The following is a 25,978-nucleotide window of genomic DNA, read 5'->3' as shown; positions in this document are numbered from 1 at the left end:
AGTAGATAAAGCGGGTGGTTTAAATAACTAATGATAGAACGTTTTGAAAATAATAGCATACGAATATATAAATAATAAGAATGAGGTGATATATTGGAAAATAATGATATTCAATTTACTTCTTTACAAATGAGAACGGATAAATATGGTTGGGCTAGTATTCAATATACAAATAAAAAGCAGGCTATCTTATATACTCGAAACGGAGGAGTAGAATGGGATGTTGTCAATCCTCTTAATTCAATTGTATTATGTGGGTATCCAATAAACGCTCGAAGCTCTTGGGCATATGGTTTAACAAAAAAGAATGACGATTTATTGCCAGCTATATTTTATACAGTTAATAGAGGAGAAAGGTGGAGTGAGTTTATTTTACCGGTTGAAGAAGATTGGGAGAAATCGACTGATGTTCAAGTACAATTGCATGCTACGAATATGGATAGTATATGGATTGTATTATCTAGAAAGCTTGCATCAAATAAATTTGAACATAATTTATACTATTTGAAAACGAAAGGGAAAGTTTGGAAAGTGATAAAAAATATAAGTATTAGTGATAGTATTTCAGGGATAACATTTATAAACGATCTAATTGGGTTTATTTCACTACAAAAACATTATGAAACATCAACGGTATTTAAAACAATAAATGGTGGGGAAAGTTGGCATCCTATAAAAGATATTCCAAGTCTTGAAGGAATTAATAATGGGACTGCTATGGCTTATAAAGCAATCTATAAAAATAACTTATTAGTAATACCAACTAAAATGAATGATGATGTATTTTTAATGAATTACTCATTTGATAAGGGGAATTCGTGGCATATTTCAAATAAAACAATAAATACTAGTAAAGTGGCTGTTTCGTTTTTTAGTTCCTATTATGGCTGGGTTATAAATAGTGAAAATGGGAGTGTGTATCAAATAATAAAAAAAGGAGCAAAATGGATTAAAGTATCAAGCAATCCATTATTAAAAAATGTATTTTGTTTGCATTTTTTTAATCGGCGTAAAGGTTGGGCGTGTAATAAAAAAGAAATATTTACTACAAAAGATCGCGGTATAACATGGAAAAAGGTAGTATATAAAATTAATAATATTGATAAATTTATTTAAAAAAGTCCTAAAGAAATTAGGACTTTTTTTGTTTTTTATGGTGAGAGTTGTAACAAACAATGATAAGAGAAAGGAGGTAAGTGCAGAACTTATATTTTTAAAAATAGACGGTTGTTTTTACACAGTATAATTCACTTTTGAATATGTTAATAAAGTAGCAAATTCATAGGAAATGGTAATACTTAATATTTTATGTCACATAATGTGTAAAGGGGGCGTGTAATGAAATCGTTAACGGTTATTATTTTGTACAGTGAAAGAGAGCAAATGTTAGAAGAGTCAATTCAATCTATATGGAAGTTAAATCCTCTTGAAATTATAATTTTCGTTCCTAACGATAGAAGTAATTTGTATGAAATAGCAAAGAAACATAAATGCCATATTGTTTTGATGGATAAATATAGTACGTATTATGATGGGTATGAAGCTTCTGTAAAGGCAGCAAAAGGAGATGTATTGTTATTTTTAGATAGTAATTTTTTATTATCTTCAACTGAAATGAAGAATTTTATTGAGCCAGTTGTTACAAATCAGGCGGATGTAGTATTAAACAAAATAGATAAATTTATAGAAGTTGGTAAATGTCCGAATATGGATATTGTTTGGAGAAAAATGTTAAATGAAATTTTAAGTCGACCAGATTTAAAAAGCAATTCAATACTTTCATTACCATATGCACTTACGAAAGAAGTAGTGGTAAACATCGGCTTTAATTATATGGAAGATATCGTTCTAGCTCATATGAACATAGTGAATCAAGGCTGGCGGATTAACAATCAATATGCAATAAGAACGTTATCTAAAGATGAAATGTTAGAAGAAGAAGGGTATTTATTTAAAAAAGAATTATTAGAAAATGAAAAAGAGAAAGTGGAAAAATATTTAATTGGTATATCCAAATGGATAGAGAAAAAGGGAAGAAGAGTAGGATTTACTGATGCAGGAAAAAGAAGAGATATTATTCAAAGATTAGGTGAAAGCAAGCAGTATCCTTCGTATCATCGAGGCTGGGGAATGCATTCTTCAATTTATAACGGGAAACAACTTTCTGTCATTATACCAGTACAAAATGAAGAAGAGACTATAGAACAAGTAATACTTGAGGCGAGAAAAATAGAACCACTAGAAATAATTGTCGTTGTAAATGGTTCGACAGATCAAACGGCTAATATTGCTAAAAGACTTGGTGTTACTATTATTGAATATAACGAACGACTTGGTCATAATGTTGGACGTGCTATTGGAGCGCTTGAAGCTACAGGAGATATTCTTTTATTTATTGATGGTGATTTTAGTGTTTCAGGAAGTAATTTGCATCATTTTACAAAAGCAGTTTCAGCTGGTGTAGACATAGCATTAAATGATTTGAATCCGATGTTACATCCTCCGTTTTATGTTGTAGACGTCGTAAAATATATGCTTAATTTAGCATATAATCGTCCAGAATTAAGCAATGGCTCATTAGTAGCAATTCCACATGCTATGAGTAGATCATGTTTAGATGCAATAGGCTGGGAAAGCTTACTATGCCCTAGTCTTGCACAAGTAAAAGCTATATTACAAGGGTATAGAGTAGAATGTGTACATTACGTTGATGTTGTAAAACCGAATAGAATTCGTTTAATGGAGAATGTAAGTCACAATGGACATCCTCCAGCAGTATTAAGAATAATTGGTGATCACGTTGAAGCTCTCTCTTACTTAATAGAACATCTTGAAATAGATGGAAAGGGTGATTAAACTGTTAGACCAGTACAAAAAAATTAACATTTCATATGAACAATTATGGCAAATGGATTTTCAAATTACAGAACCATTTATACTCAAGGTTGATTGGGATAAAGTAACGTATGAATTTTTAATTCGTATTAAGCCCGATGCTTCTAACACTATTGTTTTTGGATCCGGAGCAGGTGGGTTTCAAGAACAGCCAATTGGTCCACCTATTTTTCATCGACATTCTTGGATGGATGAATTTGAAGATACTGTTATATATTATAATGACCCTACGTTATATCTTGGAAAATTATCTTTAGGCTGGGGACAGGGAGAGTTAAATAGATTTTATTTACAAGATATAGCAAATATTTTAGAAATAGTATTTGTAAAGTTAAAAGTTGATTCGAAAAATGTGTTGTTTTATGGCAGTTCCGGGGGAGGATTTATGTCTTTAATTTTAGCTGGATTCGTTAAGGGCTCCACAGCTTTAATTAATAATCCTCAAACAAATTTATTAAAATGGATACCTGTACCAATAAATCTAGTTTTCGATTTGTCTTATCCAAATTTATCAAGAGAAGAAGTTGAGGAGAAATTTGGCGAAAGAATTAATGTTGTGAAATTTTTTAATCACATTAAATATGTACCGAATATTTATTTTTTGCAAAATTTCGCGTGTGAATTTGATGTGCAAAATCATTTGCTACCATTTATTTCCGAATTAGAGCAACTTGATAAAGACACGGAAGTAAATCAAATTATAATTGACTTATATTTTGATAAAAAAGCAGGACATGCAGCTGTAGGGAAGAGTGAAACAATTGAATATATAAAAAAAGTAAAACCTAATCAGACTGTAAAAGAAGAACAAAAAGAAGTGGACCTATCAGTCGTTATAGTTTTAGGAGAAGAAAAATCAAAATTGAATCAAATTTTAAATAAAGTGCAGCATATAAAACCAATAGAAATTATTATTGTAGCTGATGATAGAATGAGTGCGATACAATCTATACCAACATTTGTTGAAAGTAACGTTGTTGTGATTGAGGAGAAAAGTAAACGGAAAGCACCAGTTCATGGGGCAAAAATCGCCAATGGTGATGTAGTCTTATTTTTAGATGGGGAAGATGTTATTTTTTCGGTAGAATTAGAGCGATTTATAGAACCGATACTGAAAAAGGAACAGGATGTAATCTTAAATAACATAGACTCCGTATGTTTTGAAAAGATGAGAGTAGAATGGCCAAGTATTGCTATGGTGTATAGAAAAATAGTAAACGATGTATTGGGGCGTATGGATTTAAAATATGATTCGATGTTATCTATGCCATATGCTATTACTAAAAAAGCAATTGAAGACATTGGATATGATATCTTGCAGAACCCTATTCTGTCCCAAGTCACTCTTATTGAGAAAGGGTGGCGACTACAATCCTCGTCAGCCATCACTAACACCTCCTTGAATAATATGCCCGCAAACGAAACCTCTTTCTATAAAAATGAATTAACTAAATTAGAAGTATATGAGATTAAAGAAAATATAAAAGCTTTGGAGAGTTGGTTACAACGAAAAGATGATAGAGGTAACTATACAGATGGAGGAAGAAAAAGAGAAATTATAGAGCAGTTAAAAAAACAAAAGAATTATTCACGTTTCCATAAAGGATGGGGAATGAATTCATCAATTTATAATGGAAAACAGTTATCAATTATTATACCAGCACAAAATGAAGAAGCAACGATTAAAGAAGTTATTCTTGAGGCAAGAAAAATTGAACCGAAAGAAATAATTGTTGTCATTAATGGGTCAACAGATCAGACAGAAGTAATCGCTAAGCAATCAGGGGCAACAGTAATTGTTTATGAAGAAAGATTAGGGCATGATGTAGGACGGGCAATTGGTGCACAAGAAGCCACAGGGGATATACTTCTCTTTATTGATGCTGATTTTGCTATTCCAGCAAAAGATCTTCATCCGTTAACGCAAGCTGTTGCGGATGGTGTTGATATGGTTTTAAATGATTTAAATTTAAATCTTAGATTTCCTCTATATATTGTAAGTTTATATAAATATATTTTGAATATTGCTTGTAACCGTAAAGATTTAGGGGTAGGATCTACAATTGCTGTTCCCCATGCTATTAGTAGAAAATGTTTAGAGGGAATTGGCTGGGACACTCTTCACACAGCGTGTGTTGCACAAGTAAAGGCAATATTAGAAGGGTATAAAGTCGGATGTGTCCATTTTGTAGATGTAATGAAACCAAATCGTATTCGGCCACAAGAGCATTTTGCGACGATAGGACATCCACCAGCTGTATTGAGAATTGCTGGGGATCATTTAGAAGGACTTTCATATTTATTGAAGAATAAGGATTTTAAAGATTTATTTTAAAAGGTAAATTTGTCTATTGAATGAGTAACTTAAACATTTCATTTATGCAACTTGACGATATTTAGTATTGCAATGAAACTAAAATCAAAAATTTTTATTATTTTTAGCTCAGGTACAAGTGAAGAGCATGTTTCACTGACTGATAGTAAATGAACAAGTAACTAAAAGGTAAAGGCTTCTTTATATATGAAGAAGCTTTTATCTTTTTTATTTTAAGTATGGAAGGTAAAGGGTAAATAAAGTTGTATTTTTATTTTTGGATAAATAGACATTAGATATAAGAAAGAAGGGAATATTTTGTCTTGCATCAATAAAAGTTGTTTTAATATTTCTTTAGAAACTAAAGTCAATCCAAATGGTGGGGCAGAAATATTCGTAAGGTGCAATGATGAATGTTTATCTAATTTTAATGTAATACCGTTTATTATATGTGTTTCTATTTCAGTAAAGGATGATTTGAGTTTTTTAGTTGATTTAGATAGTTTAATAAAACGTTAATTGCCTATAAAACGAATAGTAAAATAGCATCTAATTTACAAGACTTAGTAAGAGAGTCGTGTCCGAATTTGATTAACTGCATATATTGTTAAAAGAAAGGAGGGAGAGTTATGGCATGTACTACGAATAATGTTTGTTTAGATGTGTGTCTTAAAATTACAATTACCCCTGGTAGTGGAATTGATGCAGTAGTCGATTGTGGAGGCACATGTGGGACAAGTCCTACTATTGTAATTAGTCCTAGTGGATCAATTGTTATTACTTTACCATTAGTTGCATGTTTCTCAATTGCACTAAAAGATGATTTAAGTGTTGACTCTTCATTAACAAGCCTCTATTTTCAAACTTCTTAAGAAAGATACAGAAATGAAAAGCCTGCCTGCTACTTTTCTTTTGATCTAATGTGAAAATAAAAAAGATGGTTACAACCATCTTTTTTATTTTGCTATATATTTAAAATAAATTCATATATTATTTGGTGGTAAGAATATACAATTAAAAGCATTCAGTGTTTCTTTTTTGTTCGATGAGGTAAGAAATTGCTTCTATATGATCACCAATGATTTGTTGCGTTGCTAATGAAAGGTAGCCTTCCTGCGAGAAGTGTTTTTCTGGTCGAACTCGATTTATCTTGTCAACGTCGATAGAATGAACATTTTGTACATGCAATCCTGCTAAAATTGTTTTAACTTGACTTAAGGTTGGTGAAAGAAGAGAAGCAAACCCAATTGTATCAATGCATTTTCGACTAAAAGCATGAGGGACAGCAGTTGTGGAGCCCATACCTAAATCTTTTCGATTACATGCTAAATTAACAACATGCTTACATGCAGTTACGATAGTATAAGGAACACGATACATGTAGTAGTGCTCTAATTTATTTAAAGCTAAATCGGTTCCATTTTGAACAGATTGTACAAATGGTAATAAATCAGAACTAGGAATTAAGAAATCACCATCAATAAATAATAATATATCACCTTTTGCAAAATATGCACCAACGGCACGTCCGGTATCAATGCCGAGTGCTTCTTTGTAAGTAATAACTGTTGCACCGCAATTCTTCGCCAATTCCTCTGTTTTATCTGTTGATCCATTAACAATAATGATGATTTCTAAAGGTTTTAATTTCTGCACCTCAAAAATGATAGATTCTATCGTTTTTTCTTCATTTTGAACAGGGATAATGATGGATAATTGTTTATTTCCATAAGTATTTGAATAAAACTCTTTACCTGTAATTATTTTGGATATAGCTCTTTGTTCGCCGTTTTGAAGTTCTAAAATAATATCCCGCCTTCGATTATTATCAGTATAGTTTCCTCTTGAATCTTGTAATATATTTACCCAATTTTCAATTGCTTCTAGGTGATAACGAATGAGTTGTTTTGAGGGGAAGGAGGGAATTTGCGGTATAGAAATTTTAAAATGATTGCTAATGCGAAAATTATTTTTAATAATTTTCATTTGTGCTAATATCGGATTTAATAAACTTTCTGGAGTAATTGCTTCAAGAATTTCCTTTGTTACCGCGTAGGGAGGAAATAATAGTGAGTTAACATGTAAATCTGGACGATGAAAGAAATGATTCGTAACTTGCTGCCAAATCATTTCTATAGTTGGCTTTTGCTTTTGATAAAAAAAATCATCTAAATTGTTTAATACTAAGTCAGCTGATTTATCTAGTAATGGTTGAAGAAATTGTTTAAGTAAGGAAGGGGGGATATTGTAATTTGCATCTAAAAATAAGAGGTACTTACCTTTTGCTTTTTTGGCACCAATTACATAACAATTATTTGATTCTGTCGGTTCTTCTAATGTGATAATTTTACAATTGTAAGATTGTGCAATATCAATGGAATCATCGATACATCCGTTAATAGTAAGGATAATTTCTAAAGGCTGTAGTTGTTCACAGGCTTTCAAAATTTCAGGTAAAACTTTTATGTTATGCTGTATACGAATAATAATAGAAATCGGATTTTTACACATAAGTAGTCTCCTTTTTAATCAGAGGTAGTTATTAATAAGGTTAGATAAAATAGGAGATATATATTTTATTATATACGTAACGACTATTTAGTTTTATCAGACTTAGAATTTTCATTACTTGAATTGGAACCTTTATTTATTCCAGACACGAGTAAATTATTGAGAACGCTAAGGTCTAATTGCATAGGGATTGAGTTTTCGGATGAAGTTTTCTCATTTTCTTTTTTTGTAGTTAATATAGTCTTTATATTTTTTATTTCTTTATATTGTTTTAAGGTAATGAAAAATCCAGAAATAATGAAGAGAAAAGAAACAGTAGTAAGTAAAAGTATTATTTCCAACATAAAAGAGCCTCCTTTAAAACTATAATAATATTATAGTTAAATGTAATAAAACAGAATTCGAGTTAATGAGTTCACTTTTTAAATATATGCAAATCTTAAGTAAAAGTTACTGATTTCTAAGTTAGAGGAAGCAATTATAGAAACGTTATAAATATAAATAAATGAAAGTTTCATTTGTAGTGTAAAGGTATATATTATATAAGCTAAACGTCATTTTATAACAAGTTAAACAGGGTTTAATTTTATATAAAAAGAGCATTTAATTGGACAAATAATTAATTATGTGAAATAATAATAACAGATAAGGAGACGTTGTTTTTCCTTAAGTGCTTCGAATTAATTTTATTCAATAAGAGAAGGTGTGCTTAAAGAAGTTAAATTAAATAAGGAGCTGTTTTATTATATGCAACAAAATAATGATTTAAATTTTGAACCTCAAGACGTTAATATTGTCAATCCTAAACAAGCCAGGAAAGCAGTAATTGCTACTGGTATAGGGAACGCAATGGAGTGGTTTGACTTCGGATTATACGCGTATTTAGCGGTAATTTTAAGTCAATTATTCTTCTCAGGTGTTGATAATAGTGGATTGCAACTTGTACTTACATTCGGTACATTTGCAGCAGCCTTTCTCGTTCGACCAATCGGAGGTGTATTCTTTGGTAGAATAGGAGATAAGTACGGCCGAAAAATCGTGTTAAGTACTACTATTATTTTAATGGCACTTTCTACATTATTCATCGCATTACTACCAACCTATGAACAAATTGGTGTATGGGCACCAATACTACTTTTAGTTGCCCGAATGATTCAAGGCTTCTCTACAGGCGGCGAATATTCAGGAGCAATGGTTTATATCGCAGAATCTTCTCCAGATAAAAAGCGTGGTATACTCGGTAGTGGTCTTGAAATTGGAACACTCTCAGGTTACATTGCTGCATCGGTAATTGTTACCATTTTGACGTTATTGTTAACAGATGAGCAAATGCTCAGCTGGGGATGGCGTATTCCGTTCTTAATAGCTGCACCAATTGGTTTGGTCGGTTTATACTTACGCCGTCATCTAGATGAATCTCCAATCTTTGAAGAGATGGAAAAAGCACAAGAGGAATCTGAAGACAATGAACAATTTTCATTTATGGATATTATTAAATATCACAAAAAAGACTTCTTATTAAGCACAGTAATTGTCGCCTTCTTTAATATTACAAATTATATGATTCTTTCGTATATTCCTTCTTATCTAACTCAAGTACTTAAAGTCGAAGAAACAACAGGCTTATTAATTATTTCTATTACGATGGCACTTATGATTCCACTAGCACTATATTTCGGTAAATTAAGTGATAAAATTGGTAATAAACGCGTTGTGCAAATTGGTTTACTTGGTTTAACTGTATTTGCAATTCCAGCATTTTTACTAATAGGTAACGGACATATTGCAGCTATATTTGCAGGTATTTTCGTACTAGGTTTCTTCTTAAGTGTATATGAAGGAACATTACCTTCATTATTACCATCACTCTTTTTCACTGATGTACGTTATCGAGCACTTTCGATCTCATTTAATATTTCTGTATCGATATTCGGTGGAACAACACCGCTCGTATGTTCATACTTAGTTCATGCAACTGGTAACCCGCTCGCACCGGCATTTTATTTAGCAGGTGTAAGTATTATTGGATTAGTTGTATTTAGTGTACTATTCGTTACGACTTCAGGGCGTGCGCTAAAAGGTTCATATCCTACAGTAGAAACGAAAAAAGAAGCACACCTAATCGCTAAAGAAGACCCTGAAGAAACACTTTGGTGGCATGAAGAGTCATTAGAAATTGAAGCAGGGAAGAATGCTTCCATTTAAAAAGCAACGTAGAAGTATAAAAAGACTCCTATGAATATAGGAGTCTTTTTGTTACGTTATTTCTTTCGTTTCTTCAAACTTTTCTGATAGGCATAAAGCTTATGAACCTCTTCCTTAAATTCATGCAGAAGTACAATGCTTTTACCATTTGAATAACGCACCGTGTTATAAGCATCTATAATAATATCACTTTGAATATTTACATCTTCTTTATCATTTATTCTTTCTAGCCAAGCCTCAACAGTTTCTCCCCGTTTTCTATTTAAAGGAGGGGTTAACTTACTCTCTAGCTTGAAAATTTCCTTCCGAATTTCGTTATGCGGCGGTTTATTTCGTTTAAAACGATTTTGGCTCATTCCTTCTTTATCAGTAATGATAGTAGATTCGAAGGCGGGCATATTTGGTAAACTTAAATGTTTTCGTTTTTTTACTATTTTCCAAACGACGTAAATAGCGATAGCTGTACAGACTATTATTGTAGCGCTATTTATGAGTATTGGATCAAAATCAGGAAATTTTTTTCCGTCTTCAATTTTGGGTTTTAAGAGATGTCCTTTATTTGCCCAAACATCTTCAGTATCTTTTAATTCCGCTGCTTTAATTAATGGCATTAAAGCATAGCCGACGCCTAATGCGACTACTTCCGTTATAAAACCAAAAATAAGTCGAATGAAAGGAAATACTTGAACAATTAATATACTCATTAAGCCAATCGTAATGATAGAAGCAAAACGTAATAGTTGTTGTTTGCGATTTGCCCCGGTTAACCAAAATGTAATCATAAGATGCAAGGCTAACATTAATAGTTTCCACAACGGTGGAAAGGGTGCATAAAATATAGCTGAAACGACAAACCATACAATACCACCTAAAGATTTTTGAACTGGATATCCAGGTCCGACCACATGTACGATAAAGAAAAATAGTGGTAATATGATTGTGCCAAAAAGAGAAAAAGGTAAAAATAAAGAGAAAAGAACGATTTGAAGAACTAAAAGTATTACAAATCCTGTTGTTTTTTTCTGCATAAATTTATGAATAAGAAATACTCCAATATAGCCTGTTGTTAAAAATATTGCAATACTAATTAGTTCATCTCTTTCTGTTAATAATGAAAGCAGGAGGAGCAGAATGAAATCATGAATGTGATATAGCCAAGTTTTCAACTGGTTCCACCATCCCTTCACTAGTAATGAGAAACGTTGGCTGCGAGAGAAGAGGGAGTTCATTTCTTTGTAAACCAATGTATATCATTGTAGACGATCGTTCTCTCTTTCTCTTTACATAATGAAGGAATCCTTGTTTCGGAAGTAACGTACTATCATCTGAAATACGGGCTAATTCTTCTAAAGCTTTTGCATATTGTGTTTGTCCTTCATTTAACGGTACATGTAATGCACCGCCTTCTGCTAATACACTAATAAACAATTCAAACGGAATTTGGTGCTTCGTTGTGTACTGGAAAATGTATGTTGCATATGAAATAAGTTCTTCTACATTATCTTTCCAACCAAATCCACGATCGGCAGCTAAAGAAAGACAAATCGTCCAACTATAATTTTTTACAGGTTCATATTGCTTCGCTTGTAATTGTTGCATTTTAGCAGATGCCTTCCAATGAATAGAGCGGAAAGACTCACGCTCATATCGCTTTACACCGATAATAGATGTTTCATCATTGTAAAAAGAAAAATTCGTTCGATAAAATCCATTCAAAAGTTGCTGAAGTTCTTGCAAACCTGCTACTTCTTTAGGAGAAGGATACACAATAATTTCAGTCCTTAATTTATCAAAAACAGGTAAATGTACAGTTAATAGATGAAATGGATCTTTTAATACACATTCAAACTGTTCAATTTGAAACACACCACGCTTCGTTGCGGTTAATGTTAAACCCCATTTTTGTGCCGAATGTGCAGGTTGTGAAAATGGGAAAGAGAATAATGTTTTTGATATTTGTTCAATGCCTTGCTCTTTATGCGGTATAAGGGACGAATTTAAATGAAAGTAACAAACACCATTAACGAGCGGTATGCTGGCTCCATTTTTTAAATGAATAAAAAACTGTCCAGATTCCTCAGGAAAAAGCCGTGTAGTTTGTTTCTCATTTATGATTTGAAACTTCTTCTCTATGAAAGCGACATATTTATAAATAAAAATCGCAAATATATAATAGAAGAAAAAGAGAAACATAAGCATTCGTTGCGGGAAAAAGAATGTGAAAAGTAACGCGATTGGAACGGTTAGTTGAATAATATGGAGTTGAAAAAATAAAGGCACAGTTACAACACGCTGTCCATTCATGCTTGCTCAATCTCCACAGGTACGTCAACTTCTTTTAAAATACTTTTCATAATATCATTTTTTGTCGTACGCAGGGCACCTTCCATTGATAAGACGATACGGTGATTCCAAACAGAAGGAACTAACAATTGTATATCTTCTGGTGTGCAATATTCTCTCCCATGTAAAAAGGCTAAAGCTTGAACAGCACGTACTAAAGCTAATGTGGCACGTGGGCTTACACCGTTAGCGATATAATCATGATTTCTTGTAGCATGAGCAAGTTTAATAATGTAATGTTCTAACGGTTCCGAAACAAATATTTCTTTTACTCGTTTTTGAGATTCTAAAATATCTTCTAATGAGATGACAGATGTGACACTTTCTAATGGTAAATCGTTCCGAAAACGTCGCATCATTTGTAGCTCATCTTCAGGAGTAGGATAACCGATTGAAATCGTCATTAAAAAGCGATCAAGCTGTGCATCTGGAAGAGGGAAAGTCCCTTGTGATTCAATTGGGTTTTGCGTCGCAATAACAAAGAACGGTTTCGGCAGAGGCGTAGATTGTTTTTCGAGCGTCACTTGTCGTTCTTCCATCGCTTCTAACAAACTCGACTGCGTTCTCGGCATTGCACGGTTAATTTCATCTGCCAGCAAAATGTTTGTCATAACTGGTCCAATTCTTAATTCGAATTCGCTTGTTTTTGGGTTGAAGTATTCAATACCTGTTATATCACTTGGAAGTACATCGGGGGTGAACTGAACGCGAGAAAAACTACCACCAATACTTTTGGAAATGGTTTTCGCCAGTAACGTTTTCCCAGTACCAGGCACGTCTTCGAGTAGTGCATGTCCATCAGCAAGAAGTGAAACGAGCAGTAGATCAATAACATTTTCTTTCCCAACAAACACAGATCCGATGTTTTCTTTCAATTTATTTATCATATGTACCATTCCTTTCATTATAAAAGAGCTAATATTTCTATATTTTAACAAATTATTCAGAAAATTTGTATGGTTTTTTAATTCAAAGAAATGGATATTTAATTATTAAATTACTCTTGCATATTTTGGAATATGATTATACAATATCGATATACGATGTATCGTAAGTCGATATATCATAAGGCGATGTATCGGAGGTAGTTATAATGAATGGGAAGGCGCAAAAATATATTCCGTTAACTGAGGCGACATATTACATATTGTTATCACTAGTGAAACCAATGCACGGATATGGAATTATGCAAATGGTAGAAGAGATGACAAATGGGGAAGTAAAGCTCGGTCCTGGTACTTTATACGGGAATACGACGAAATTACTTAAAGAAAAATTAATTGTTGAAGTTGCCTCTACAGATAGAAAGAAGTGCTATGAGTTAACGGCGTTTGGGAGAGAAGTGTTAGAGCTAGAATATAACAGATTGCAGAGATCTGTAAGGAATGGAAATAGTATATTAGGGGAGTGAATGGAAGATGGAGACAAAAAGGGTATTTAAATTTTTTACGGCATGGAATTTAGAAAAAGAAGAAGCTTTTTTACGAAAGATGCATCAGCAAGGTTGGGCATTACAAAAATATAATTTAATGTATACGTTTCAGAAAACTGAGCCAAAAGATGTAATATACAAAGCTGATTTTAGATTGGTTTATAGAGATTCGAAAGAACAACAACAAGAGTATTTCGAAATATACGAAATGTCAGGTTGGAAACGCGTAACAAGTTTCACAAGATGGAATTATTTTTGTAAAGAGGTAGAAGAGGTTAATGAATTGCCTGATATTTACTCAGAAAAAGAGACGAGGATACAAAAACTAAATGAATTATTGCTATTCCTTGTTATTATATCAGCAAGTATATTACCATCAATGTATAACCTATTTTTAAGCCCGATGGAATCAAGATTGCCAATGTGGGCGAAAGTTACGACAGGTCTTTCAGGTTGTATGTGGATGTACTTTTTTATAAGACTCTCTTGGAAAATCAAAAAATTAAAAAGTGAAATATTATAATAAAGAGTGGAGTTTAAAAGAAGTTGATGAGAGGGAAAACCGAGATCAACTTCTTTTGTTTCTATATAAACGTAATTTGCTCACTCTTTTTTACATAATAAAAACTATGCAATTAAGGTGTAGAACTACTAGTTAAGTATTAAAATCTTATAACCAAATAAAAATCATAAATGAATAAGAAATGATTCTTAATAATAAACCACTAGTTAAAATGATCCGAAATCCTAAATATTAATATTACTTGATGTATTGCCCTTTTTTGAATATTAGCAAAATAGTGCGAAGTTTAACATATAATAAGGAAGAAATCCATTTTTAATTAACTTATTAAACGAAAAAATCCCTTATAGAAAAATCTATTTCTATAAGGGATAATCATGTTTTTATTAGAAAGACTGATTTTGAGCAGGTTTAATAAATTGTTCTGGGTTTTCAACAAGCCCACATACAGCGCATTGGACACGGTATGTAGGTCCTTGATAGGCCATATGAAAAGCATTCATCGTTTCATTTGTGTATTCTTCTTCTACTTGACCAGTTTGTGGATTTAATTTGACTGGTTTTACTTGTTGCTCAAGAATATTAAAGCGGGTACGGTTTGTTTTACAACTTGGACATAGCATTGGTTCCATATGTATACACCTCCATTTGTATCATTTCTTAAAATCTTTAATTTTATGCAAGCAAAAAACTTTCTCAATATAAATAGGTGTTTAATGTATTTAAAATTCAGAAAAAATAAAATATAATAAAAGTACGAACTGGTTATGTCCAAACCAAATCTCCTGTTTTATGCCAATAAGCTGGGGGGCCGAGAAATCGGCCTCATTTTTTTGTGCTCGTTACTATAAGAAACAAGGTTTTTATGAGACATTTGTCGAAATTTTAGGGATGGATATAAAGGGGGATGTAAAATGAATTTGAAAATGAAGTACATCATTTTATATGTAGAAAAGTTTGAGGCATGTTTAAGGTTCTATAAAGATATTTTACAGTTACCTATAAAAGCAGAGCACGGAACATATATTGAATTTAATACTGGAACTACCATTTTAGCGATGAATACGCGGCAAGATGTGAAAGAATTAACAGGACTACCGCTTACAGAAGGTGAATTACAGTCTTCTCATTTCGAATTAGGATTCGTTGTTGAGAATGTACAAGAAACGATTGAGCAATTTAGAGAACAAGGAATCAAGATTTTAGTTGAACCTATTGTAAAACCGTGGGGACAAACAATTGCCTACATTGCTGATCCAGATGGAAATTATATTGAAATTTGCAGTTCATTAGAATAGAGGGAGAAAGAGAGATGGGATTTCCGAAACTAGAAACAGAACGTTTACGACTAAGAGAACTTACACTATTAGATGCAGAAACGCTGTTCCAATATTTCTCGAAAGAATCAGTTATACGTTATTTCGGAATGGATTCTTTTGAAAATATTGAGCAAGCGAAAACAACGATTCAAACGTTTAAAAATCGTTATGAAGAGGGCAGTGTATTTCGCTGGGGAATCGAGAAAAAAGGGACGGGCCAATTAATCGGAACGTGCGGATTTCATTTAATTAATAATCATCATAAACGAGCTGAAATTGGTTATGAATTAGACGATACATATTGGGGACAAGGGTATGCAACGGAAGCGTTACAGGCAATTTTAACTTACGGGTTTGAAACATTGCAACTTATTAGAGTTGCTGCTGTTGTATATGTAGAAAATAAAGCTTCTCAAAAATTATTAAGTAAAGCAGGATTTCAAGAAGAAGGATTACTTCGAAAACATATGATTCAAAATGGAGTTGCTCATGATACTATTTTATATTCTTTATTAAAAGAAGAGTGGAAGAAGTAATGAGTACAAACGAACTTATAACGATTATGAAGAAGCATAGGGAAAATAGATTCATTTTAGGTATAGATGGTTTAAGTCGATCTGGAAAAACAACATTCGTAGCCAATTTAAAAGAAAATATGAAACAAGAAGGCATTCCGTTTCATATTTTCCATATTGATGATCACATAGTGGAGCGTAATAAACGATATCATACTGGATATGAAGAATGGTACGAGTATTATTATTTACAATGGGACATTGAATGGCTAAGGCAGAAATTTTTTCAAAAGCTACAACATGAAACAAAATTGAAATTACCTTTCTTTCATGAAGAAACAGATATATGTGAAATGGAAAAAGTACAGATTCCTATTGTAGGGGTAATTGTTATTGAAGGAGTTTTTCTGCAGCGAAAAGAATGGAGAGATTTCTTTCATTATATGGTCTATTTGGACTGTCCAAGAGAGACAAGGTTTCTACGTGAGAGTGAGGAGACACAGAAAAACCTTTCAAAATTTGAAAACAGGTATTGGAAAGCAGAGGATTATTACTTAGAAACGGAATTGCCGAGGGATAGGGCGGATTTAGTCATCCAATGATTTGAAAATAGAAGGTGAATAGAATGAATATTTTATGGGATTTTGATGGGACGTTATTTGATACGTATCCTGCATATACAATGATGCTTTCTGAAATATTAGGTGACTTAGTAGAAAAACAAGAAATATACAACAACTTAAAAATATCATACTCTCATGCAATTCAGTATTATAATATTTCATGCGAGCAGGAAGAAAAGATTAAAGTTTTGAAGGGAAAATTCACGCCAAAAGATATGAAACCTTTTGCAGGTGTCGAAGAGGTTTTGAAATTTGCAGATAAAAATGTGATTATGACCCATAAACATAGGGCAGGAGTTATGGACATTTTAAAATATTACGGCTGGGAAAAATACTTTGTAGATATGGTTACAATTGACGATGGCTTTCCCCGAAAGCCCAACTCTTTAGCTTATAATCATTTACATAAAAAGCATAATATTGATTTAGCTATTGGAGATAGAGAATTAGATTTATTACCTGCAAAAGAATTAGGTATTTCAACATGTATGTTTCAAGGTAATTGTGATGTAGCGGATTATTCTTTATCACATTACTCGGAGTTTTTAAGGTAGTGAGTGATAGAGAGTTTTCTTTATAAAAGAAGTTATTAATAAAGACTGAATCTTTTATTTTAAAGGTACAGTCTTTATTTTTTAGAACTCTTTCATTTTATTCCGCATTAACGGGCAGCCTGATTGCTTCAACTAATAATCAGTGGAGGGTGAACAAAACCTCCACTGATTAAAGTTTCACTTTATTTTCTGTATATAATAATTACTAGAGATTAAAGGATAATCGTCCATCTTTATTAAGGAAGTGGCCAGTTTATTTTAACTAAATTATGGTTATTCATGTTAATATGAACTCATAGCTATATAGAAGGGGTGGGGTTAGTATGAAAACTGAAATAGTTCCTAAAAAGAAGTACAGTATAATAAGCTATGCATCTTTACTCATCGGCATTTTGTGTTTTCTATTCGTTTTTATAACGCCAACAAGGATAGCCAATGCAGGTAATATAGTTGGGGATTATATTACAATTGCCCTGACAGGTGTAGGTATCATGCTTTCAATAATCACAATGACGAAAAGAACAGAGAAGAAGGGAATTGCTATTCTTTCATTAATACTGTCCTCATCATTTTTTATATTTTGGATCATAGCAATTATCCTATTGTTTACTGGTCAAATTAGTTTTGCGCCGTAATGTGTAATAAAAAGAGTCCTTCTCGTATGATATCGGGTTCAGTTACGGGAGAGAAAATATAAAATAACACACAAATTAGGGATGTAAATCACATATGATTTAGCACCCTTTTTTTATTGTTATTATAGTGTTTAAGCACTTTTATATAGTTAAATAGTGTTCTAAATAAAAAGATAAATGGAAAATTTATGTTAAAATAGTTGTAGAGATTATGAAAAAATGTTCTTAAACTAACAGTCAGGTTACTTTAAGAAGGTTTTTTCAAAGGAAATGGTAAATATCATATTTTGAAGGGGTGATTGCAGTGGAGTAAGTGATTTTTTTAATCTTAGTTAAATACTTTGAAGGAAGGCATTTATAACTATGAATACAAAACTAATAATAGTAGAAGGGTTACCTGGATTTGGAAAATCAACCACTGCAAAGCTAATAAATGAAATTCTAAGCCAAAATAAAATTGAGGTTGAACTATTTTTAGAAGGAAATTTGAACCACCCAGCCGACTATGATGGTGTATCTTGTTTTAATAAATTTGAGTTCGATAGATTATTATCTAACAGTGGGGATTTTAAAGAAGTGCTCCTTAAGAAAGTTCTAAAAAAAGGAAGCAATTATTTATTACCATACAGAAAGATAAAAAATGAGTTTGGTGACCAGTTTTCGGACGAATTATTTAACATTATTTTAAAAAATGATATATACGAATTACCATTCGATAAAAATGTTGAATTAATTGCTGACAAATGGAATGACTTTGCTGAAACCGCTCTAGAAGACAATAAGGTTTATATCTTTGAATGTTGTTTCATACAAAATCCATTAACTATTGGGATGATTAAATATGGTGAACAACAAGAAAAAATAATAAATTATGTAATGAAAGTTGCAAAAATCATAGAGAATTTAAATCCAATGTTATTGTATATAGAACAAGATAATCTTGAATTTTCATTTAGGAAGGCGTTAAAAGAAAGAACTCCAGAATGGTCCACAGGAATTATTGACTATTACACTAACCAAGGCTATGGGAAAGAACATAACCATTCAGGTGTAGAAGGAGCGATAAAAGTTCTTGAAGCTAGAAGGAATTTAGAATTAGAAATATTCGATATGTTAAAAATGAAAAAAGAAAAAATCAATAATACAAAATATGAAATTGACTCATATAGGTCAATGTTAAAAGATAAGTTAGCCATACAAATGGTGAAATAGCTTTTTACACTAACTGGTGCTTTAGTTGAAGAAGGAAATAAAAACGCTCTGAATATCTTCTGAGCGTTTTAGTTTGTTATTCCTAATGGTTATTAGCATTTTTCTCTTCCTACACTGAACCCATTACTCATATGAAGGACTCTTTTTACTCGGTATCTTCAGGTTGATATTCTAAAATATCCCCCGGTTGGCATTCTAATGCTTTACATATTGCTTCTAAAGTTGAAAAACGGACTGCTTTTGCTTTTCCATTTTTCAAGATAGAAAGGTTAGCCATTGTAATTCCAACCTTCTCCGAAAGTTCTGTTACACTCATTTTTCTTTTTGCTAACATTACATCAATATTAATAATAATTGCCATATTATTCACCTCAGACCGTTAAATCATTTTCTGATTTTATATCTATAGCATCTTTTAATAGTCTTTGGAGAACGGCAGCAAAGACCGCGATTACCATTGAAGAAAAAATCATAATCATTCCGATAATAATAATGCCAGGGGCATCATCTCTCTCTGCCACGAGATAAAAAAGTGGCATACCTAATACATATAATACACTAATTGCCAATGCGCTGTACTTAATATTTTTTAAAGCTTGAACAGATAGCTCTGAGAATGCGTTATTTTTATCAATATAGTTTAAAAGCTTAAATGTTTGGTACAGTGCGAAGTAATAAGGTAGTGCTGTTGCGTATAAATTGATAAATACAAGATATTTAATATATGCAATATCTGGATATAATTCTGCGGCAAAATTTCCTATTTTAGGGACTAAAAAAATGCACATAGCAAGAACGGGGATTCCGATTAGAATTACAACGGTCTTTAAAAAGAGTGTGGATCCTTGTTTCATAAAAAGCACCTCATTTATTTAATATCTTATTAATTTAACATGAAATTTATTGTTTAACAATAAATTTTTATTTCTTTTAATCGAGGATTTATTGTTAAACAAGTAATTAATGAAAAGGATGTTAAATCTTTTTTATAAGATAAATGATACATATCGATATTTAATTAAAGAAAGAGAAAGTAACTATTGTTAGCTTTATGAGAATTGGGAACTAATAAAACATATGTAGGTTTTGGTATGGAAAAGGAAATAAGGTGTATTGAAATGAATGCAAAGTTTATGGAGGAACAATCATGTTGAATTATGGTGTGAAGATGAAAAAGTTACTATTAGTGGGAGCTATAATAGTAAGCATATTAAGTACGGAAAGTATGATGAATTATCATGCGGCCAAAGCTAAGGTGAAAAAAGTAGAACACCAGCCTAAAAATATAATTATGATGGTTATGGACGGAACGAGTTCAACGGCGACAACATTGGCTCGCTGGTATAAAGGGGCACCGCTTACGTTAGATCAAATTGTAACAGGAGGTGTTCGTACGTTTTCGGCGGAATCAGCTATTACAGACTCAGCGCCAGCAGCAACAGCTTTAGCAACTGGAAATAAATCGAATTCAGGATATGTAGGTATATTACCTTCTATTGTAAGTTCGCCTAGCTTACAGCCAATAAAAGAAGAAGAAAAGTTACGGCCGGTCGCAAACGTATTAGAAGGCGCAAAATGTACTGGTCGTGCAACTGGCATTGTTGCTACATCTGAAATTCAGCATGCTACTCCGGCCGGATTCTCTGCTCACCATGTCAATCGCAAACATTTTGACGTAATTGCGAAGCAGCAAGTATATCAAAATATAGATGTCGTATTAGGCGGGGGAAAAGCGGCGCTGTTACCTATGAAAAGTAATGGAATCCGAAAAGATGGTGAAAATTTAGTAAAGGTGATTCAAGACAAAGGATACGATTTCGTTGAAACGAAAGATGCGTTATTGAACTCCAAATCTAATAAAATTTGGGGCTCTTTCTCACATCATGCTCTTGCGTTTGATATGGATCGTATAGCAACAAATCCAGAACAACCAACACTTTCTCAAATGACAGAAAAAGCAATTCAAACATTATCAAAAGATAAAGATGGCTTCTTTTTATTCGTAGAAGGTAGTAAGCCTGATTGGGCAGCTCATGCTAATGATCCAATTGGGATGATTAGTGATGTATTAGCATTTGATGAAGCGGTAGCAAAGGCGTTACAATTTGCGAAGAAAGATGGGGATACGATGCTCATCGCTTTAACTGATCATGGTAACAGCGGCATCTCTATAGGGAATAGGAATACGACAAAAGGATACAATACTACACCGGTTTCTGTATACATTGATCCATTGAAAAAGGCGAAAATGACACTTGAAGGAACTATAAATAAACTGAAATCTGATTTATCAAATGTAGAAGATGTAGCTAAACTATACGGTTTGGATAATCTAACTCATGATGAAAAAGAACAATTAAAAGTGGCAAAAAAGAAAATGGATGTAGGACGAATTTTTACTACATTATTGGCTAATCGTGCAAATATCGGCTTTACGACAGGAGGACATACAGGTGAGGATGTATTCTTACATTCTTATGGACCTCAAAAACCAGAAGGCTTAATCCAAAATACAGACATTGCGAAGACGATGGCGAAAGCGATGGGCTTTAACTTAGAAGAAGTAACGAATAAAATATTTTTAGAGAGTGAACAAGCCTTTAAGAAAATCGGTGCAACTGTAACAGCCGACAAAACCGAAGGAGCAAACCCGTTACTCGTAGTAAAACATAATAAAGTAGAAGCACAATTATTTGGTAACAAAAATATAATTCGTATCAATGGTAAAGGGTATGAATTAAGAAGTATTATTGTAGAGAGTAATGGAAAGTACTATGTACCAGAAGAAGCAATTCAACTATTTGTAAAGCATTCTCGTTAAAAAATTGCCAACCAGTTAAGCTAACTGGTGGCAATTTTTTGTGTTTATTCTAAATATAAGGGCTCGAATTGTTTTGTAATTTTTTTATATGAGACTTGTATAAATGTTAAAGGGAAATTATATTTTTTTCTTACATTAAAAAATTTCATTTTGTAGAATAAGAAGTTATACATATAGTAAAGTCTAATGTGTTATCAATTAATATTTACGAAAAATATATTAATACTTTAGAATTTCTTTAATGTTCATTATTTTTTATTTAAGGTTATCCGTTATATTTATAATATGTTTATTTCAATTTATTGTATTGAAGCTCAGTTTTATATAATTATAAAGCAATCATCAAAATAAAATCTCCACTAGAGTAAATTTATTATTTTTTTGTGGAAATTATTATGCAGCTAAGAAAACTGTAGTTTATTGAATTAGAAATATATTAGAATTTACTTGAAGAAAGAGAGAGGGAATAAAATGAATATAGTGCACTTACGTCCTAAACAGCGGTCTAAGTATCGCATTATGCTAGGGAAGTGGTATTACTCTACAAAGAGGTACATTCAGTGGTTGGCAGATGGAAAAACATATGCAAAAAGGTTCCAACAAGAAAAGCTACCTTGTACAGCAATTCAGCACCGAACGATATTACTTCGTAAGCTCAAAGATGTAGATATGTGGTATCAACAGAATAAGGTTGTTAATTTGAAAATTGCTGTTAAAAAACTAAATGGTATCGTCATTAGACCGGGAGAAACATTTTCTTACTGGCGTTTAATAGGTAAGCCAACGAGGAAAAAAGGGTATGTAGAAGGTATGGTATTACATTACGGATCTTTTCAAACAGGTATTGGAGGAGGTCTTTGTCAGCTTTCGAATTTAATATATTGGATGACTTTACATACACCACTGACAGTAACAGAACGATATCGTCATAGCTTTGATGTCTTTCCTGACTCTAGGCGCACTCAACCGTTTGGGAGTGGGGCGACTTGTTCCTATAACTATTTGGATTTACAAATTAAAAATGAAACGGACCAACTGTATCAACTTCACCTTTATATGACAGATGAACATTTAGTTGGTGAATGGAGAACAGTCTATCCGCAACTTTATCAATATGAAGTGTATGAGAAAGAACACTCAATTCAACCTGCATACTGGGGCGGTTATATACGACATAATGTGATTCAACGTAAAGTATATAATCAACAGAAACAGTTAATAGAAGATCAATATGTAACAGAGAATCACGCTATAATGATGTACGAACCACTATTAGCTTGTAATAATGAGAATAGTGAGTAATATGGTAATCCATAGATTAAATAGTATAGAAAATATTTAATTCTTATTTTTATTAAAAAAGTATGAATCCCAGATTTACTGGATTTTGATTGTAACTAAGAACATATAAAAGTTCACTGTTATTTATAGGAGAGTCTGTTTGTTTTTATATCTTATGTATTTCACCCTGCATAAAAAAATATTTCTCAACATTTTATTTGTTGAAAAAGATTGAATATTCGTATTATAACGAATATTATGTTGTTATCGGCAAAAAACGATAATTTGCAGACACTGGGGAGGAAATACATTGAAAAAGAAAAAGAAATTAAAACCATTAGCGGTATTAACAACAGCAGCAGTACTAAGTAGTACGTTTGCTTTTGGAGGTCACGCAGCGTATGCTGAGACATCAACATCATCTCTACCAATAGATGAGCACTTAATACCGGAGGAGCGTTTGGCTGAAGCGCTAAAACAACGGGGGGTAATTGATCAATCTGCATCACAAGCTGAGACTTCAAAGGCTGTCGAAAAATATGTTGAGAAAAAGAAAGGGGAAAACCCTGGGAAAGAAATCTTAACAGGAGATAGTCTTACGCAAGAAGCCTCTGACTTTATGAAAAAAGTAAAAGATGCAAAAATGAGGGAAAATGAACAGGCGCAGCAGCCTGAAGTAGGCCCAGTAGCTGGACAAGGTGCAGCATTGAACCCTGGGAAATTAAATGGAAAAGTACCTACTACATCAGCGAAGCAAGAAGAATACAATGGAGCTGTTCGAAAAGATAAAGTACTTGTTTTACTTGTAGAATTTAGCGATTTTAAGCATAACAATATTGATCAAGAGCCAGGATACATGTATTCTAAGGACTTTAATCGTGAACATTATCAAAAAATGTTATTTGGTGATGAACCATTTACTTTATTTGATGGATCGAAAATTAACACATTTAAGCAATATTATGAAGAACAATCTGGTGGTAGCTATACAGTTGATGGGACTGTAACAGAATGGCTTACTGTTCCAGGAAAAGCATCAGATTATGGTGCTGATGCGGGTACTGGGCATGATAACAAGGGGCCTTTAGGACCAAAAGATTTTGTGAAAGAAGCATTAAAAGCAGCGGTAGCAAAAGGAATCAATTTAGCAGACTATGACCAATTTGATCAATACGATCAAGATGGTGATGGAAATAAAAATGAGCCAGATGGCATTATTGATCATTTAATGGTTGTACATGCTGGCGTTGGTCAAGAAGCTGGCGGCGGTAAATTGAAAGATGATGCGATTTGGTCACATCGTTCAAAACTAGGTTCAAAACCATATGCAATTGATGGCACGAAATCTTCTGTTTCGAACTGGGGCGGAAAGATGGCTGCATATGATTATACAATCGAGCCTGAAGACGGAGCAGTTGGTGTGTTTGCACATGAGTATGGCCATGATTTAGGCTTACCAGATGAATATGATACAAAGTACTCAGGACAAGGTGAACCTGTTGAGTCATGGTCTATTATGAGTGGTGGTAGCTGGGCTGGAAAAATTGCAGGAACAGAGCCAACGAGTTTCTCGCCACAAAATAAAGAGTTTTTCCAAAAGAATATGAAGGGGAACTGGGCGAATATTCTTGAAGTAGATTATGACAAACTTAGCAAAGGAATCGGTGTTGCAACATATGTAGATCAAAGTACTACAAAATCTAAACGACCTGGAATTGTTCGTGTTAACTTGCCGGACAAAGATATAAAAAATATCGAATCAGCGTTTGGTAAGAAGTTCTATTACAGTACAAAAGGAAATGACATTCATACAACACTTGAGACACCAGTATTTGACTTAACAAATGCAAAGGATGCTAAGTTCGATTATAAGGCATTTTACGAACTTGAAGCGAAGTATGATTTCCTTGACGTATATGCGATTGCAGAAGATGGAACGAAGACACGCATTGATAGAATGGGCGAAAAAGATATAAAAGGCGGCGCGGATACAACTGATGGTAAGTGGGTTGATAAATCATACGATTTAAGCCAATTCAAAGGAAAAAAAGTAAAACTGCAATTTGAGTACTTAACAGATATTGCAGTAGCTTATAAAGGATTTGCGTTAGATAATGCAGCCTTAACTGTAGATGGAAAAGTTGTTTTCTCTGATGATGCAGAAGGTCAGCCTGCAATGACGTTAAAAGGCTTTACTGTGTCTAACGGATTTGAACAGAAAAAACATAATTACTATGTAGAGTGGAGAAATTACGCTGGTTCTGACACTGCGTTACAATATGCACGTGGCCCAGTATTTAATACAGGAATGGTTGTATGGTATGCGGATCAAAGCTTTACAGATAACTGGGTAGGCGTTCATCCAGGTGAAGGGTTCTTAGGAGTAGTAGATTCTCATCCAGAGGCAATTGTAGGGACATTAAACGGACAACCTACTGTGAAGAGCAGTACGCGTTATCAAATTGCCGATGCGGCATTCTCATTTGATCAAACACCAGCATGGAAAGTAAATTCACCAACACGCGGTATCTTTGATTATAAAGGATTACCAGGAGTGGCAAAATTTGATGATTCTAAGCAATACATCAACAGCGTTATTCCTGATGCAGGACGTAAGTTACCGAAGCTAGGACTGAAGTTTGAAGTGGTAGGCCAAGCTGAAGACAAGTCTGCAGGTGCAGTTTGGCTTCATCGATAAAATAAGGTGAAAAGAAGAGAAGCTGCGATAAGTCGGTGAAACTGACTGATTGCAGCTTTTTTCTTCTTGTGAAAAAACTCGCTGTTTTTTATGTACT

24 protein-coding genes and 1 pseudogene are annotated in these 25,978 nt (G+C 32.9%); 17 read left to right on the top strand and 8 right to left on the bottom strand.

Going from position 1 to position 25,978, the window contains the following annotated elements; translation table 11 throughout:
- Positions 1-93 precede the first annotated feature (93 nt).
- The 5 genes from HMPREF2590_RS01275 to HMPREF2590_RS01250 all read left to right on the top strand — a co-directional run bounded on the left by HMPREF2590_RS01275 (position 94) and on the right by HMPREF2590_RS01250 (position 6,081).
- Complete coding sequence (locus HMPREF2590_RS01275; protein ID WP_050821921.1) at positions 94-1,116, top strand: hypothetical protein; 1,023 nt, start codon at positions 94-96, stop codon at positions 1,114-1,116.
- Positions 1,117-1,338: 222 nt separating this feature from the next.
- On the top strand, positions 1,339-2,856 hold the full coding sequence (locus HMPREF2590_RS01270; RefSeq protein WP_000839316.1) for a glycosyltransferase: 1,518 nt from the start codon (positions 1,339-1,341) through the stop codon (positions 2,854-2,856).
- 52 nt (positions 2,857-2,908) lie between these two features.
- Entirely contained in the window at positions 2,909-5,230 is a 2,322-nt protein-coding gene (locus tag HMPREF2590_RS28395; protein ID WP_141520233.1) for a glycosyltransferase family 2 protein, read from the top strand.
- Positions 5,231-5,527: 297 nt separating this feature from the next.
- Complete coding sequence (locus HMPREF2590_RS30600; RefSeq protein WP_002103272.1) at positions 5,528-5,728, top strand: hypothetical protein; 201 nt, start codon at positions 5,528-5,530, stop codon at positions 5,726-5,728.
- A 110-nt stretch (positions 5,729-5,838) separates the two neighbouring features.
- Positions 5,839-6,081 carry a hypothetical protein gene (locus HMPREF2590_RS01250; protein ID WP_000752474.1) on the top strand — a complete coding sequence of 81 codons (243 nt, stop codon included), beginning with the start codon at positions 5,839-5,841 and terminating at the stop codon, positions 6,079-6,081.
- A gap of 142 nt (positions 6,082-6,223) precedes the next feature.
- On the opposite strand, the gene HMPREF2590_RS01245 is transcribed toward HMPREF2590_RS01250, so the two are convergent.
- A complete protein-coding gene (locus HMPREF2590_RS01245; RefSeq protein ID WP_000335248.1) occupies positions 6,224-7,720 on the bottom strand; it encodes a glycosyltransferase family 2 protein in 1,497 nt (498 codons plus the stop codon).
- Positions 7,721-7,803: 83 nt separating this feature from the next.
- Complete coding sequence (locus tag HMPREF2590_RS01240) at positions 7,804-8,064, bottom strand: hypothetical protein (RefSeq protein ID WP_070861275.1); 261 nt, start codon at positions 8,062-8,064, stop codon at positions 7,804-7,806.
- A gap of 403 nt (positions 8,065-8,467) precedes the next feature.
- Between HMPREF2590_RS01240 and HMPREF2590_RS01235 the strand changes: the two genes are divergently transcribed.
- Positions 8,468-9,925, top strand: coding sequence for an MFS transporter (locus HMPREF2590_RS01235; protein ID WP_001186925.1), 1,458 nt, complete (start codon positions 8,468-8,470; stop codon positions 9,923-9,925).
- Between the two features lie 56 nt (positions 9,926-9,981).
- Here HMPREF2590_RS01235 and HMPREF2590_RS01230 read toward each other — a convergent pair whose 3' ends face one another.
- The 3 genes from HMPREF2590_RS01230 to HMPREF2590_RS01220 are packed head-to-tail and all read right to left on the bottom strand — an operon-like array spanning position 9,982 to position 13,155.
- On the bottom strand, positions 9,982-11,091 hold the full coding sequence (locus HMPREF2590_RS01230) for a DUF4018 domain-containing protein (RefSeq protein WP_000860483.1): 1,110 nt from the start codon (positions 11,089-11,091) through the stop codon (positions 9,982-9,984).
- Positions 11,063-12,229 carry a DUF58 domain-containing protein gene (locus HMPREF2590_RS01225; RefSeq protein ID WP_001014391.1) on the bottom strand — a complete coding sequence of 389 codons (1,167 nt, stop codon included), beginning with the start codon at positions 12,227-12,229 and terminating at the stop codon, positions 11,063-11,065. The genes HMPREF2590_RS01230 and HMPREF2590_RS01225 overlap by 29 nt, the downstream gene beginning before the upstream one ends.
- Positions 12,226-13,155, bottom strand: a complete 930-nt coding sequence (locus HMPREF2590_RS01220) for an AAA family ATPase (RefSeq protein ID WP_000608776.1) — start codon at positions 13,153-13,155, stop codon at positions 12,226-12,228. The genes HMPREF2590_RS01225 and HMPREF2590_RS01220 overlap by 4 nt, the downstream gene beginning before the upstream one ends.
- Positions 13,156-13,361: 206 nt before the next feature.
- On the opposite strand from HMPREF2590_RS01220, the gene HMPREF2590_RS01215 reads away from it, so the two are divergent.
- Both HMPREF2590_RS01215 and HMPREF2590_RS01210 read left to right on the top strand, forming a co-directional pair.
- The gene (locus HMPREF2590_RS01215) at positions 13,362-13,679 is read left to right on the top strand and encodes a PadR family transcriptional regulator (protein ID WP_001013433.1); all 318 of its coding nucleotides are present in this window, start codon (positions 13,362-13,364) and stop codon (positions 13,677-13,679) included.
- A 7-nt stretch (positions 13,680-13,686) separates the two neighbouring features.
- On the top strand, positions 13,687-14,223 hold the full coding sequence (locus tag HMPREF2590_RS01210; RefSeq protein ID WP_000448684.1) for a DUF2812 domain-containing protein: 537 nt from the start codon (positions 13,687-13,689) through the stop codon (positions 14,221-14,223).
- 386 nt (positions 14,224-14,609) lie between these two features.
- Here HMPREF2590_RS01210 and HMPREF2590_RS01205 read toward each other — a convergent pair whose 3' ends face one another.
- Entirely contained in the window at positions 14,610-14,855 is a 246-nt protein-coding gene (locus tag HMPREF2590_RS01205; protein WP_000433609.1) for a hypothetical protein, read from the bottom strand.
- A 282-nt stretch (positions 14,856-15,137) separates the two neighbouring features.
- Between HMPREF2590_RS01205 and HMPREF2590_RS01200 the strand changes: the two genes are divergently transcribed.
- From HMPREF2590_RS01200 to HMPREF2590_RS01175, 6 genes and pseudogenes are all read left to right on the top strand, one after another.
- A complete protein-coding gene (locus HMPREF2590_RS01200; RefSeq protein WP_001049847.1) occupies positions 15,138-15,521 on the top strand; it encodes a VOC family protein in 384 nt (127 codons plus the stop codon).
- Positions 15,522-15,535: 14 nt separating this feature from the next.
- On the top strand, positions 15,536-16,078 hold the full coding sequence (locus HMPREF2590_RS01195) for a GNAT family N-acetyltransferase (RefSeq protein ID WP_000506676.1): 543 nt from the start codon (positions 15,536-15,538) through the stop codon (positions 16,076-16,078).
- The gene (locus HMPREF2590_RS01190) at positions 16,078-16,659 is read left to right on the top strand and encodes a kinase (RefSeq protein ID WP_000106112.1); all 582 of its coding nucleotides are present in this window, start codon (positions 16,078-16,080) and stop codon (positions 16,657-16,659) included. The genes HMPREF2590_RS01195 and HMPREF2590_RS01190 overlap by 1 nt, the downstream gene beginning before the upstream one ends.
- A gap of 23 nt (positions 16,660-16,682) precedes the next feature.
- Positions 16,683-17,260: pseudogene (locus HMPREF2590_RS01185) on the top strand (HAD-IA family hydrolase).
- Positions 17,261-17,557: 297 nt separating this feature from the next.
- Positions 17,558-17,869, top strand: a complete 312-nt coding sequence (locus HMPREF2590_RS01180) for a hypothetical protein (protein WP_000845547.1) — start codon at positions 17,558-17,560, stop codon at positions 17,867-17,869.
- 363 nt (positions 17,870-18,232) lie between these two features.
- A complete protein-coding gene (locus tag HMPREF2590_RS01175; RefSeq protein WP_050821919.1) occupies positions 18,233-19,081 on the top strand; it encodes a P-loop NTPase family protein in 849 nt (282 codons plus the stop codon).
- Between the two features lie 145 nt (positions 19,082-19,226).
- On the opposite strand, the gene HMPREF2590_RS01170 is transcribed toward HMPREF2590_RS01175, so the two are convergent.
- Both HMPREF2590_RS01170 and HMPREF2590_RS01165 read right to left on the bottom strand, forming a co-directional pair.
- On the bottom strand, positions 19,227-19,442 hold the full coding sequence (locus HMPREF2590_RS01170; RefSeq protein ID WP_000974619.1) for a helix-turn-helix domain-containing protein: 216 nt from the start codon (positions 19,440-19,442) through the stop codon (positions 19,227-19,229).
- Between the two features lie 10 nt (positions 19,443-19,452).
- Positions 19,453-19,935 carry a DUF2975 domain-containing protein gene (locus tag HMPREF2590_RS01165; RefSeq protein ID WP_000809124.1) on the bottom strand — a complete coding sequence of 161 codons (483 nt, stop codon included), beginning with the start codon at positions 19,933-19,935 and terminating at the stop codon, positions 19,453-19,455.
- 293 nt (positions 19,936-20,228) lie between these two features.
- Between HMPREF2590_RS01165 and HMPREF2590_RS01160 the strand changes: the two genes are divergently transcribed.
- The 3 genes from HMPREF2590_RS01160 (at position 20,229) to HMPREF2590_RS01150 (ending at position 25,881) form a co-directional block, all read left to right on the top strand.
- A complete protein-coding gene (locus HMPREF2590_RS01160) occupies positions 20,229-21,902 on the top strand; it encodes an alkaline phosphatase (protein WP_050821918.1) in 1,674 nt (557 codons plus the stop codon).
- A 471-nt stretch (positions 21,903-22,373) separates the two neighbouring features.
- Positions 22,374-23,204, top strand: coding sequence for a VanW family protein (locus HMPREF2590_RS01155; RefSeq protein WP_009327106.1), 831 nt, complete (start codon positions 22,374-22,376; stop codon positions 23,202-23,204).
- Between the two features lie 289 nt (positions 23,205-23,493).
- Complete coding sequence (locus HMPREF2590_RS01150; protein WP_050821917.1) at positions 23,494-25,881, top strand: immune inhibitor A domain-containing protein; 2,388 nt, start codon at positions 23,494-23,496, stop codon at positions 25,879-25,881.
- Positions 25,882-25,978 lie beyond the last annotated feature (97 nt).

Origin of the sequence: Bacillus sp. HMSC036E02 (genome assembly GCF_001836235.1) — a bacterium.
Taxonomy (GTDB): domain Bacteria; phylum Bacillota; class Bacilli; order Bacillales; family Bacillaceae_G; genus Bacillus_A; species Bacillus_A cereus.
The sequence above is the reverse complement of the archived record's forward strand: the minus strand, read 5'-3'. Positions and strand labels throughout refer to the sequence as shown.

Coding starts and splice junctions, on each gene's coding strand:
- HMPREF2590_RS01170 (WP_000974619.1), bottom strand. CDS start 19,442: ATGGCAATTATTATTAATATTGATGTAATGTTAGCAAAAAGAAAAATG.
- HMPREF2590_RS01225 (WP_001014391.1), bottom strand. CDS start 12,229: ATGAATGGACAGCGTGTTGTAACTGTGCCTTTATTTTTTCAACTCCAT.
- HMPREF2590_RS01190 (WP_000106112.1), top strand. CDS start 16,078: ATGAGTACAAACGAACTTATAACGATTATGAAGAAGCATAGGGAAAAT.
- HMPREF2590_RS01235 (WP_001186925.1), top strand. CDS start 8,468: ATGCAACAAAATAATGATTTAAATTTTGAACCTCAAGACGTTAATATT.
- HMPREF2590_RS01250 (WP_000752474.1), top strand. CDS start 5,839: ATGGCATGTACTACGAATAATGTTTGTTTAGATGTGTGTCTTAAAATT.
- HMPREF2590_RS01155 (WP_009327106.1), top strand. CDS start 22,374: ATGAATATAGTGCACTTACGTCCTAAACAGCGGTCTAAGTATCGCATT.
- HMPREF2590_RS01195 (WP_000506676.1), top strand. CDS start 15,536: ATGGGATTTCCGAAACTAGAAACAGAACGTTTACGACTAAGAGAACTT.
- HMPREF2590_RS01160 (WP_050821918.1), top strand. CDS start 20,229: ATGTTGAATTATGGTGTGAAGATGAAAAAGTTACTATTAGTGGGAGCT.
- HMPREF2590_RS01205 (WP_000433609.1), bottom strand. CDS start 14,855: ATGGAACCAATGCTATGTCCAAGTTGTAAAACAAACCGTACCCGCTTT.
- HMPREF2590_RS01270 (WP_000839316.1), top strand. CDS start 1,339: ATGAAATCGTTAACGGTTATTATTTTGTACAGTGAAAGAGAGCAAATG.
- HMPREF2590_RS01240 (WP_070861275.1), bottom strand. CDS start 8,064: ATGTTGGAAATAATACTTTTACTTACTACTGTTTCTTTTCTCTTCATT.
- HMPREF2590_RS01200 (WP_001049847.1), top strand. CDS start 15,138: ATGAATTTGAAAATGAAGTACATCATTTTATATGTAGAAAAGTTTGAG.
- HMPREF2590_RS01180 (WP_000845547.1), top strand. CDS start 17,558: ATGAAAACTGAAATAGTTCCTAAAAAGAAGTACAGTATAATAAGCTAT.
- HMPREF2590_RS01175 (WP_050821919.1), top strand. CDS start 18,233: ATGAATACAAAACTAATAATAGTAGAAGGGTTACCTGGATTTGGAAAA.
- HMPREF2590_RS01220 (WP_000608776.1), bottom strand. CDS start 13,155: ATGATAAATAAATTGAAAGAAAACATCGGATCTGTGTTTGTTGGGAAA.
- HMPREF2590_RS28395 (WP_141520233.1), top strand. CDS start 2,909: ATGGATTTTCAAATTACAGAACCATTTATACTCAAGGTTGATTGGGAT.
- HMPREF2590_RS01165 (WP_000809124.1), bottom strand. CDS start 19,935: ATGAAACAAGGATCCACACTCTTTTTAAAGACCGTTGTAATTCTAATC.
- HMPREF2590_RS01215 (WP_001013433.1), top strand. CDS start 13,362: ATGAATGGGAAGGCGCAAAAATATATTCCGTTAACTGAGGCGACATAT.
- HMPREF2590_RS01245 (WP_000335248.1), bottom strand. CDS start 7,720: ATGTGTAAAAATCCGATTTCTATTATTATTCGTATACAGCATAACATA.
- HMPREF2590_RS01210 (WP_000448684.1), top strand. CDS start 13,687: ATGGAGACAAAAAGGGTATTTAAATTTTTTACGGCATGGAATTTAGAA.